The 11,548-nt window shown below is 64.5% G+C and carries 8 protein-coding genes and 1 pseudogene; 5 read left to right on the top strand and 4 right to left on the bottom strand.

The window, feature by feature from the left end; genetic code table 11:
- Positions 1-16: 16 nt before the first annotated feature.
- The 4 genes and pseudogenes from ABIB00_RS02540 to ABIB00_RS02525 form a co-directional block, all read right to left on the bottom strand.
- Positions 17-754, bottom strand: coding sequence for a response regulator (locus ABIB00_RS02540; protein ID WP_247351854.1), 738 nt, complete (start codon positions 752-754; stop codon positions 17-19).
- A gap of 10 nt (positions 755-764) precedes the next feature.
- Positions 765-2,510, bottom strand: a complete 1,746-nt coding sequence (locus tag ABIB00_RS02535; RefSeq protein WP_354103264.1) for an ATP-binding response regulator — start codon at positions 2,508-2,510, stop codon at positions 765-767.
- Complete coding sequence (locus ABIB00_RS02530) at positions 2,480-4,510, bottom strand: sensor histidine kinase (protein ID WP_354103408.1); 2,031 nt, start codon at positions 4,508-4,510, stop codon at positions 2,480-2,482. Before ABIB00_RS02530 ends, ABIB00_RS02535 begins: the two co-directional genes overlap by 31 nt.
- Positions 4,511-4,621: 111 nt before the next feature.
- A pseudogene (locus tag ABIB00_RS02525) lies at positions 4,622-4,987 on the bottom strand (TRAP transporter substrate-binding protein); the annotation flags it as partial.
- Positions 4,988-5,188: 201 nt separating this feature from the next.
- Between ABIB00_RS02525 and ugpB the strand changes: the two are divergent.
- The 5 genes from ugpB to ABIB00_RS02500 all read left to right on the top strand — a co-directional run bounded on the left by ugpB (position 5,189) and on the right by ABIB00_RS02500 (position 11,469).
- Positions 5,189-6,514 carry a sn-glycerol-3-phosphate ABC transporter substrate-binding protein UgpB gene (ugpB, locus tag ABIB00_RS02520; protein ID WP_502917784.1) on the top strand — a complete coding sequence of 442 codons (1,326 nt, stop codon included), beginning with the start codon at positions 5,189-5,191 and terminating at the stop codon, positions 6,512-6,514.
- Between the two features lie 222 nt (positions 6,515-6,736).
- Entirely contained in the window at positions 6,737-7,696 is a 960-nt protein-coding gene (locus ABIB00_RS02515) for an aminoglycoside phosphotransferase family protein (RefSeq protein WP_354103263.1), read from the top strand.
- Positions 7,697-7,917: 221 nt separating this feature from the next.
- Positions 7,918-9,540: an ABC transporter substrate-binding protein gene (locus ABIB00_RS02510; protein WP_354103262.1), complete on the top strand. Its 1,623-nt coding sequence runs from the start codon at positions 7,918-7,920 to the stop codon at positions 9,538-9,540.
- A 6-nt stretch (positions 9,541-9,546) separates the two neighbouring features.
- The gene (locus tag ABIB00_RS02505) at positions 9,547-10,560 is read left to right on the top strand and encodes an ABC transporter permease (protein ID WP_354103261.1); all 1,014 of its coding nucleotides are present in this window, start codon (positions 9,547-9,549) and stop codon (positions 10,558-10,560) included.
- 9 nt (positions 10,561-10,569) lie between these two features.
- Positions 10,570-11,469: an ABC transporter permease gene (locus ABIB00_RS02500; RefSeq protein WP_354103260.1), complete on the top strand. Its 900-nt coding sequence runs from the start codon at positions 10,570-10,572 to the stop codon at positions 11,467-11,469.
- Positions 11,470-11,548 lie beyond the last annotated feature (79 nt).

The following is an 11,548-nucleotide window of genomic DNA, read 5'->3' as shown; positions in this document are numbered from 1 at the left end:
TTCGCGAGGACGACACTCAAGCCTTCTCCCCGACCGGCGAGAACAAATAGCCGCCGCCGCGGATGGTGCGGATCACGGCGGGTTTTGTCGGATCGGGCTCGATCTTGCGACGGATGCGCATGATGCGCAGATCGACGGCGCGGTCGAAGGCTTCGGCGTCACGCGCGTTGGCCAATTCCAGCAGGCGCTCGCGCGACAGCACGCGCTTCGGGTTGGCCGCGAACACCTTCAACAGCCCGAACTCGGATGCGGTCAGCGGATGCTCGTTGCCCTCGTCGTCGCGCAAGGCCTGCGCTTCGAGATCGAGCCACTTTGTCCCGAACCGTACCAATTGCTCCTTGTCCGATTTCGCAGCCGCCGCTTCCGCCGCCACGGCTTTCACCGGCGTGCTCCGGCGCAGCACCGAGCGGATGCGCGCCATCAGCTCACGCAGCTCGCACGGCTTTGCCACGTAATCGTCGGCGCCGAGCTCGAGGCCGACGACGCGGTCGATCGGGCTCGCCGTCGCGGTGAGCATGATCACCGGCACGTTGATGCGGCTCTTGAGGTCGCGGATGATAGAGAGCCCGTCTTCCTCGGGCATGTTGAGGTCGAGCACGACGAGGTCGGGCATGCTGCCGTCGATCGCGGTGCGCAACGACTTGCCGCCGTCGCACAGCGTCACGGTGAAGCCGTGCATCTTGAGGTAATCGCCGACCATCTCCCGGGCCGGGGCCTCGTCATCGACGATCATGATGTGCTGGCTTTGGGTCATGGTCTTGAAATCACGGGATTTCTGTCGCGGGGAGGGTGATGGTGAAGGTCGAGCCCTTGCCGGGGCCCTCGCTCTCGGCGGTCACTTCGCCGCCATGCATGTCGATAATACGCTTGACGATGGACAACCCAAGCCCCGTCGAGCTCTCGCCGGCGGTCGGTTTTGCGGACAGCCGCTGGAACCGGCCGAACAGGCGGCCGAGATCCTCCGGCGACAGGCCGGCGCCCTCGTCGCTGACGCGGACGATGGTGTCGCCGCCCTCATGGCTGACGGCGACATCGATCTTGCCGCCGATCGGTGAGTATTTGATCGCGTTGCTGATGAGATTGTCGATCGCCTCGCGGATGCGGTCGGTGTCGCACATGGTGACGATGTTGGCTGGCGCGATGACGCTGATCGCCTGCTGCTTGTTGACCGCGAGCGGCTGGTTGGCCTCGGCGACCTCCTTGACCAGGGCCGCGACGTCGACCGGCTCGCGGCGGATGGTGATGTCGAAGGCATCGGCCATCGCGTCCGAGATCAGATGGTCGACCATCGTGGTCAGGCGCTTCGTCGCATCGCGGATGTGATCGACCTGGGCGACCACGCCGCTCGACGACGCGCCGGTCGAGATCAGCTCCTTCAGCATCTCGGTACGGCCGAGGATGACGCCGAGCGGGTTCTTCAGATCATGCGCGACGGTGCCGAGAATCTCGTTCTTGAAGCCGTTGGCGCGCTGCAGCCGCAGCCATTGCGCCGAGAGGCGGCGGTTGGCCTGCATCAGCGCGCGGGTGCGCTGGGCGACGCGGTCTTCCAGCTGGGTGTTGGCGGCCTGGAGCTGCTGGTAGAGGATGACGTTGTCGAAGGCGATCGAGAGCCGGCTGGAGAAGATCTCGACCAGCGAGCGGTCGGTCTCCGACAGTTCGCGCTCGGCCTGGAGCAGCACAACGACCTCGCGGCCGCTTCCGGTGCGCAAATAGATCACGCTGCGGTGGTCGGCGAACTCGTTCTTGCGGCGCTGGAACGCGTCCTCCACCATCTGGCGCAGCTCGGGGTCGAGCGCCTTCGACGTTGTCATGCCGATGAAGCGGCTGTAGCAGCCGCTGCCGGCGAGCACCGAGAGCTTGGGGTCGACGCCGCCATTGTCGCGCAAAACCAGTATACCGGCGCAATCGACATTGAGCAGCGAGGCGAGCTGGGTCAGCACGCCCTCGGCGAGCCGCTGCATCGACTTGAAATCGTACAGCGTCGAGGCGGCGTCGATGATGATCTCGAGCCCGCGCCGGGTCTGCAGCATGCGCTCGAGCTGCTGGTAGGAGCGCAGCGCCGCGGTCAGCGAGGTGAACAGCTTGTCGGCGGTGAGCTCGGTCTTGGCCTTGTAGTCGTTGATGTCGTACTGCACGATCACGCGCCGCTCGGGCGCCTGGCCGGGCTGCCCGGTGCGCAGGATGATGCGCACGGTCTCGTTCTTGAGCTCGTTGCGGATGTACTCGACCAGGTCGAGGCCGGCGACGTCCGTTTCCATGATGACGTCGAGCAGCACGGCGGCGATGTCGCTGTGCGCGGCCATCAGCTTGCGACCTTCCGCCGCGGAATGGGCAGAGAGGATCTCCAGGCCTTGGCCGTTGAGACTGTAGTCCGACAGCGCGAAGCGGGTGCCGTCATGCACGGCCTGATCGTCGTCGATGACGGCGATCTTCCATTTCCGGGCGTCAACATCCTCCGACGCGGTACCGGTGTCGTCGATCAGGTGGAGGACATCGTCCGGTTCGGCCATTGAGAAGTCCCGTCAGTCTCTGTGCTTTGCGCGCCGCCCCTGGCGACCCGGGGCATGATAATGCGAAATGTAGTGCCTTGTCCCAGCTTGGATTCCAGCATCATGCGACCGCCGAGCTGCTGGGTGACGAGGTTATAGACGATATGGAGGCCGAGTCCCGTGCCACCTTCATTGCGCCTTGTGGTAAAAAATGGGTCAAAGGCCTGGCGCTGCACGTCGGAGGTCATGCCGGCCCCGTCATCGGTGAAGATGATCTCGACGTCGTCGGCCCCACGGGGCCGCGCCGAGATCGTGATCGTGCCGGCACGGCCGTCGGCAAAGGCGTGGTTGGCGGCGTTGAGGAAGAGGTTGGTCAGGATCTGGCCGTAGGAGCCGGGATAACCGTCGAGCAGCAGCCCCTCGGGCATGTCGACATGGAGCGTGATCGGCGACCGCTTCAGCACCGGACGCAGGCTCGCGATGATCTGGTCGGTGGCTTCGCTCAAGGAGAATTGCCGCCGCTCGGCATGGGAGCGATCGACCGCGACCTGCTTGAACGACTGGATCAGTTCGCCGGCGCGCTGCAGGTTGGCGACGAGCTGCTGCGAGGCGTCGCGCGAGGACTGCACGAATTCTTCGAGCTGCGAGCGGCGCAGGCCGCCTTCGCCCTTGAGCTGGGCCTCGAAGATCTCGGTGCGCCGGGCAAAGCTGGACGCGACCGTCAGGCTGATGCCGATGGGGTTGTTGACCTCGTGGGCGACGCCGGCGACGAGGCCGCCGAGGGCTGCGAGCCGCTCGGCATCGATCAGATTCTGCTGCGCGGTGTTGAGCTCGAGCAGCGCGCTCTCGGCCTTCTCCTTGGACGCGCGCAACTCGTCCTCGGTCTCGCGCTTGGCAATCGCGTTTTCGCGGAACACTTCCACCGCGCGCGCCATGGCGCCGACTTCGTCGCGCGCGCGTGTGCCCTGCACCTCGCGGCCGAGGTCGCCGAGCGTAATCGCGCGCATCGCGGCCATGATCTGCTGCAGCGGCAGCCGGATCGACAGCGCGATCAGCACGCCGGCGGTGAGGATGATGCCGAGGAAGATCACGGCGATGGAAAGAACACGCCGCGAAATGTCCGCGAGCGTCCGGTCGAACGTCTCCTGCGCCTTCTGCTCGCGCTGGCGCATCTTGGTGGAGAGGTCGTCGATGGCGCCGATCGCCTCGGCCTGGTTGGCGTCGATGGTGTTGCGCAGCAGCTCGGTGCGGCTTGTGAGCTGCTCGGAGAGCTTTGCAAAGCCTTCGCGCAGCGCGGCGGTGCGGGTCCCGAGCTTTTGCAGCGCCATGCGCTGGAGCTCGTTTTCGGCGAGATCGATCATGACCGGGATGGTTGTCTCGATCGTCTCGGTGTTGCGCCGCGCCTCGTCGGCTGCGGCCGGTGACAGCGACAGATAGTAGGAATTGGCCGCGACCAGCATCGCGGTGAAGGCCTCGCGCGACTTGCCGAGCGAAGGCCAGATCAGCGCGTCGCGATGGCCGGTCGCGCCTTCGATGATGGAGTAGAGGCCCGCCATGTCCCTGGCGGGTCCCTGCACCTGATCCTCGTAGGTCCTGGCGATGGTGACCTGCACGCTGCGCAGTTCGCCAAAGCCATTGAGAAAGCGGTCGGTGGTACGCTCCAGTTCCTCGACCGAGCCCGACAGCATCGGGTCGTTGGCGGCGCGGTTGGTCAGCGTACCCAGCACCGCCTCGCGCAGCAGCAGGATCTCGGCGAACAGATCCGGGCTCGGCTGGTTGATGTAGCGGTGGATCAGATTGTGCAGCCGCCCTGTCTCGCTTTCGAGCAGCGCCAGAATCCGGTCGGACTCGCGCACCTGGCGCACGTCGTCCCAGGCCGAGCCGAGCACCTGCGAGCCGTTCCAGATCAGCGCGACCAGCACCACCACCACGGCGGAATTCAGCGCCGCGATCGACAGGATGCGCCAGCGGATCGGCACCGCCCGGAGCGCACCGAGGAGCCGCGCGCGCAGCCGCCCGATCGGGCCGGGCGGCCTGTCTGCGTGCTCGCTGTGTCCAAGCCCAGGCAAGAGGCCTTACTCCACCTTGCGAATGCGTTCGATCAGCGCGGTCGCGGCGGGATCGTCGACGGTCCTCGCGTAGACCACGCTCTTCACCGGGCGAAGGCCGTTGTAGATCGACCGCGCGCCGGAATCGCAGAGGGCGAGGCCGACCAAGCCGCAGGGCCCGAAACCGCCGAGAGTCTCGCTGCCGATAGGGCCGTCCAGCACCTTCCGCATGTGCTCGATGGACCGGATCAGGATATCGTGCCGGCCGCCGCTGCGCTCGGCGATCAGGGCGCCCATGTAGCGCAGCGCCTGCACGGTCGGATAATCCTCGGTCTGGGTGTCGGCCGCGCGGAATTCACGCGCAACGGCGCTCGTCGCGCAGATGGCGACCACAAGCGCGACGAAAACCACCCCGGTCCGCGAGCGTTCGGCACGGTTCAACACTGGCACACTCAACCCCTCAGTGGTGGAGTCTATGGCGGGAGGAAAAGGTTCAATGCAATCTAGCAGATGGTCGGGGGAAGGCCATCCCGCCCGGCGCAGCGGCGTGATTGTGCGGCGCGGCCGGCGCGCATTCCCGGTTGAAACCGCAAATGCCGCGCCTTAAGCAGGGACAGCCGCCTTTCGTCGTGCGGCACGGGAAGAGCCATCGTGACTTCAGCATCGCGCCTTTTGCAGATCGCCGCCGCCTTTGCGGCTCTCTCATTGGCCGCGCCGGTGCGTGCCGCCACCGACGTCGCGTGGTGGCACGCCATGTCCGGCGAGCTCGGCCGGCAGCTCGAGAAGCTCGCCTCCGACTTCAACGCCTCGCAGCCGGATTATCGCGTCGTGCCAACTTACAAGGGCAATTACACCGAGACGGTGACGGCAGCGATCTTCGCCTTCCGCTCGCGCAGCCAGCCCGCGATCGTTCAGGTCAACGAGGTCGCCACCGCCACCATGACCGCGGCCAAGGGTGCGATCTATCCCGTGTTCAGCCTGATGCGGGACATGAACGAGCCGTTCTCGCTGGGCGATTACCTTCCCGCCGTCTCCGGCTACTACACCGATGCGGCCGGCAATCTGTTGTCCTTCCCGTTCAATTCGTCGACGCCGATCCTCTATTACAACAAGACCATGTTCCGCGACGCGGGCCTCGATCCGGAGACGCCGCCGAAAACCTGGCCGGAGCTCGGCGCTGCTGCAAAACGCCTGCGCGATCGCGGCGCGGCGTGTGGCTTCACGACGTCATGGCCGTCCTGGATCCATGTCGAGAACTTTTCGGCGTTTCACAATCTGCCGCTCGCGACCCGGGCCAACGGCTTTGCCGCGCTGGATGCCGAGCTGACCGTCAACAATCCGGTCGTCGTCAAACACGTTGCCCAACTTGTCGAATGGCAAAAGACAAAACTGTTCGATTATAGCGGCCGCGGCCAATCGGCCGAGCCGCGCTTCCAGAACGGCGAATGCGGCATCTTCATCGGCTCCTCGGCGACGCGGGCCGACATCAAGGCGAATTCGAAATTCGACATCGGCTACGGCATGATGCCGTATTGGCCCGACGTGAAGGGCGCGCCGCAGAACTCGATCATCGGCGGCGCTACGCTGTGGGTGCTGCGCGATCGCCCGCGCGAGGAATACAAGGGTGTGGCGCGGTTCTTCGCCTATCTGTCGCAGCCCGGCGTTCAGGCCGCCTGGCACCAGAACACCGGCTATCTGCCTGTTACCCGCGCCGCCTTCGAGCTGACGCGCGCGCAGGGCTTTTACGAGCGCAATCCGGGCTCGGCGATCTCGTTCGAGGAGATCACGCTGCATCCCCCGACGGAGAATTCGAAGGGCATCCGGCTCGGCTCCTTCGTGCTGATCCGCGGCGCGATCGAGGACGAGCTGGAGCAGGCCTTTGCCGGCCACAAGAGCGCGCAAGGTGCGCTCGATTCCGCGGTCGAACGCGGCAACAAGCTGCTGCGCCAGTTCGAGCGCGCCAGCCCGGACCGGTAGAGTCTTGAGATTGGACCTTTCGGCAGCCGCGAAGGAGGCGCGCTCCCTCTCCCGCTTGCGGGAGAGGGTTGGGGAGAGGGTGTTTCCGCGATCGAGAACCCCCAAGAGGGGAAAGCCCTCACCCGACGCTGCGCGTCGACCTCTCCCGCAAGCGGGAGAGGTGCACCGCGTCCTGCGCCTGCACCGGATCAACTCAAGCCTGTTCTGCGTGAGCGCATGCGGATGACGAATGGTCCATCGGAGCAACTACCTCACTTCGCCGACGCAGAAAGCTTTCGCGCCTGGCGCTCCACTTCCTCGCAATGGCTGCCGATCGCGCTCGACATCGCCCGCAGCCATGGCTTCGACAGTGGCTCGCCGCTGGTGTTTGCGACCGGCACCAATCTCGTGGTCGGCCTCAGTGACCGGCTGATCCTGAAAATCTTCCCGCCGCTGCTTCGCGCGCAATTCGTCTCCGAGCGCGGCTCGCTGACGCAGCTTGCCGGCCGCCTTGACTTGCCGATCCCCGAGATCGTCGCGGAAGGCGAGCGCGACGGCTGGCCTTATCTGATCATCACGCGCCTTGTCGGCAGGCTCGGCTCGGAGGTCTGGCCGCAATTAGCCGAAGCGCAGAAGGAGCGCGTGCTGCGTCAGATCGGCGAGACCATTGCGTCCGTGCAGCGCGCGTCGCTCGGCCCGCTCGCGCAAATCCAGCCGCGCTGGGACCACTTCATGCGCGCCCAGATGCTGGGCTGCAAGGCGCGGCACACGCGTCTGGGCCTTGCGCCGAAATTCCTCGCCGGCCTCGACGATCTCCTGCGCGACGCGGCAAAACTCATTCCGATGGACGCGCCGCCGGTGATCCTGATCGGCGAATACATTCCAGAGAACTTCTTGCTCGCTTGCCGCGACGATCAATGGTCGCTCGCCGGCCTGTTCGACTTTGGCGACGTGCTGACGGGATGGCGTGATTACGATTTGCTCGGCCCCAGTGCGTTCATGGCGGCAGGCCGGCCGGGGAGGGTGCGCAACCTGCTCGAAGGCTTTGGTTATGCAAAGCTCGATTTCGCGCTCAAGCGCCGGCTGATGGCGCTGATGCTCCTCCACCGCGCCAGCGACCTCAACAGCCACATCTGCATCGAGGGCTGGCAGGAGCAGGCGAACGATCTTGTCGAGTTGCAGGACCTGATCTGGCCGGGATGACGCCCACGAGTTGAGCGCGGAGTACGGCAGTCTATTTTATGTGCAAATACGCTTCTTTGTATGCAATGACTTGGCACCTTGATTGAGAGCGGCTGCTTGGCCGAAAAGCTATATTATCACGTACTAACAATATCTTATTCCTCGATTAACGTCTCGCTAAGCCTTGGCACGAACCTTGCGAATCCAGTTCCAACCAAAAACTTTTGAGTTGGAGCCGTTTCATGAAGCGCCGCGATTTCCTCAAGTCCGTTTCCGGATTGGCCGCTGGTGCGGCGCTTCCGGCCATGCCGCCGGTGATCTCGTCCGCCCAGGCCGATGCGCGGTCGGAGACGCTGCTGATCGTCTCGGAAGGCGGCCCCAACAATCTCGACATCCACGGCGTCGGCACCAACGTGCCCGGCTATGAGGTGTCGTGGAATTGCTACGACCGCCTGATCAGCCACGAGATGAAGAGCGGCCCCGGCGGCGTGCCCTATTACGACCGCGACAAGTTTAGGGGTGAGCTCGCCGAGGACTTCAAGATCGACGACATGTCGGTCACCTTCAAGCTGAAGAAGCACGCCAAATTCCACGACGGCGCGCCTGTGACGGCGAAGGACGTCAAATGGTCACTTGATCGCGCGGTGAGCGTCGGCGGTTTTCCGACCTTCCAGATGAGCGCGGGCTCGCTGACGAAACCCGAGCAGTTCGTCGTGATCGACGACTACACGGTGCGCGTCGACTTCCTGAAGAAGGACAAGCTGACGATCCCCGATCTCGCGGTGATCGTGCCGTGCATCATCAATTCCGAACTGGTGAAGAAGAACGCCAGCGAAAAAGATCCCTGGGGTCTCGAATTCACAAAACAGCAGACCGCGGGCTCGGGCGCCTACAAGGTGACGAAGTGGACCGCCGGCACCGAAGTCGTCATGGAGCGCAACGAGGATTGGGTCGGCGGCCCCTTGCCGAAGATCAAGCGCGTGATCTGGCGCATGGTGCCGCAGGCCGGCAACCGCCGGGCGTTGCTCGAGCGCGGCGACGCCGACATCTCCTACGAGCTGCCGTTCAAGGACTTTCAGGAGATGAAGGCGAGCGGCAAGCTCAACGTGGTGTCGCTGCCGTTCTCCAACGGCATCCAGTATATCGGCATGAACGTCACCAAGCCGCCGTTCGACAATCCCAAGGTACGTCAGGCGGTCGCCTACGCGATTCCCTATCAGAAGATCATGGACGCGGTGATGTTCGGGCTCGCGAACCCGATGTTCGGCGCGGCCAAGGACAAGCCGACCGAAGTCGCCTGGCCGCAGCCGCACAAATACAACACCGACATGGACAAGGCGAAGGCGCTGATGGCCGAGGCGGGCTACGCCAACGGCTTCGAGACCACGATCTCGTTCGATTTGAATTTCGCCGGCGTCAACGAGCCGCTCTGCGTGCTGGTGCAGGAAAGCCTGGCCCAGATCGGCATCAAGACCACCATCAACAAGGTGCCCGGCGCCAACTGGCGCACCGAATTGAACAAGAAGGAGATGCCGCTCTTCACCAACGTGTTCTCGGGCTGGCTCGATTACCCCGAATACTTCTTCTACTGGTGCTATCACGGCAACAATTCCGTCTTCAACACCATGAGCTACAAGTCGGCGGAGATGGACAAGCTCATCGACGGCGCACGCAATGCGGCAGCTATCGGCGACACGGCGACCTACGACACCGACGTGAAGGGCTTTGTCGAGCTCGCCTACAGCGACATCCCGCGCATCCCGCTGTACCAGCCCTTCGTCAACGTCGCGATGCAGAAGAACATCAGCGGCTACCAATACTGGTTTCACCGCCGTCTGGATTACCGCGCGATGGCGAAGGAGTGAGGGGTCATGCTGATCATGATCGGCAAGCGCCTGATGTTCGCGATCCCGTCGCTGATCGGGGTCGTCATCGTCACCTTCCTGCTGACGCGCGCGCTGCCCGGCGACCCTGCCGCGTATTTCGCCGGTCCCGCCGCGACCAAGGAAGCCGTCGAGCAGATCCGCAAAAAGCTCGGCCTCGACAAGCCGCTGATCGAGCAGTTCTTCCGCTACACCAACGACCTCGCCCATGGCGATTTCGGCAATTCGCTCACGACGGGCCAGCCGGTCGCGGCCGAGATCCGCAACCGCCTGCCGGCCTCCGCCGAGTTGACGCTGCTCGGCCTCGTCGTCTCGATCGTGATCGCCATCCCGCTCGGCGTGCTGGCGGCGACGCGGCCGGGCTCATGGGTCGATCATCTCTGTCGCGTCACGACGACGGCCGGCGTCTCGCTGCCGGTGTTCTTCACCGGCCTCGTGCTGGTCTATGTCTTCTATTTCCGGCTCGGCTGGTCGCCCGCGCCGCTCGGCCGGCTCGATGTGTTCTATAGCGCACCGCCGACGGTAACCGGCTTCTACCTGATCGACACCCTGATCGCGCGCGACCTCGAGGCGTTCCGTTCGGCATGCAGCCAGCTCATCCTGCCGGCGACGACGCTTGCGATCTTCTCGCTGGCGCCGATCGCGCGCATGACGCGTGCCTCGATGCTGGCGGTGCTGTCGTCGGAGTTCGTGCGCACCGCGCGCGCCAGCGGCCTGTCGCCCGCGACCGTCATCGTCACCTACGCGTTTCGGAACGCGATGCTTCCCGTCATCACCACGCTCAGCATGGTGTTCTCGTTCCTGCTCGGCGCCAACGTGCTGGTCGAAAAAGTGTTCGCATGGCCCGGCATCGGCTCCTACGCGGTCGAGGCGCTGATCTCGTCCGACTTCGCGCCGGTGCAGGGTTTTGTGCTGACCATGGCGGTCATGTACGTGCTGCTCAATCTCGTGATCGACATTCTCTATGGCGTGATCGATCCGCGCGTGCGGCTGGAAGGGTAGGGAGCATTCATGAGTTCTGTTGCGCCTGCTGTTGAACCCGTCGGTCCCGCGCGGACCTCGGGGCTCGTCGCGCTGCTCGAGCAGACCCGCTACGTGCTCGGCGAGAACAAGGTCACGGGCTTCGCCTTCGCGCTGCTGATCGTGATCCTCATTGCTGCGATCTTCGGTCCCTATGTGGTGCCGTATGATCCGCTGGCGTCCGATACCGCCGCGTCGTTGAAGCCGCCCTCGGCCGCGCACTGGTTCGGCACCGACCAATTGGGCCGCGACATCTTCAGCCGGGTCGTGGTGGCGACGCGGCTCGATGCGTTCATCGCGGTCGCCTCCGTCGTGCTGGTGTTTTTGATGGGCGGGCTCGCCGGCATCGCCGCCGGCCATTTCGGCGGCTGGACCGACCGCATTGTCGGCCGCATCGCCGACACCATCATGGCGTTCCCGCTGTTCGTGCTCGCCATGGGCATCGTCGCAGCGCTCGGCAACACCGTGCAGAACATCATCCTGGCCACAGCGATCGTGAACTTCCCGCTCTATGCCCGCGTCGCGCGCGCCGAAGCCAATGTGCGCCGCAATGCCGGCTTCGTTCAGGCGGCGCGCCTCTCCGGCAACGGCGAATTCCGTATTCTTCTCGTGCATATTCTGCCCAACATCATGCCGATCATGATCGTGCAGATGTCGCTGACCATGGGCTACGCCATCCTCAATGCCGCCGGCCTGTCCTTCATCGGCCTCGGCGTCCGTCCGCCGACGGCGGAATGGGGCATCATGGTCGCCGAAGGCGCGGGCTTCATGGTCTCCGGCGAATGGTGGATCGCGCTGTTCCCCGGCCTCGCGCTGATGGTCGCCGTGTTCTGCTTCAACCTCCTCGGCGACGGCCTGCGCGACATCGTCGACCCGCAGCGGAGGACGTGATGGCTGGAGTACGCGCAAATTCCCGCTCAAAATTCTCCAATGAAATCAATCCAATTCTACTGTGCATGGGGTTGTTTTC

Origin of the sequence: Bradyrhizobium sp. LB14.3 (assembly GCF_040547985.1) — a bacterium.
Lineage (GTDB): Bacteria > Pseudomonadota > Alphaproteobacteria > Rhizobiales > Xanthobacteraceae > Bradyrhizobium.
The sequence above is the reverse complement of the archived record's forward strand: the minus strand, read 5'-3'. Positions and strand labels throughout refer to the sequence as shown.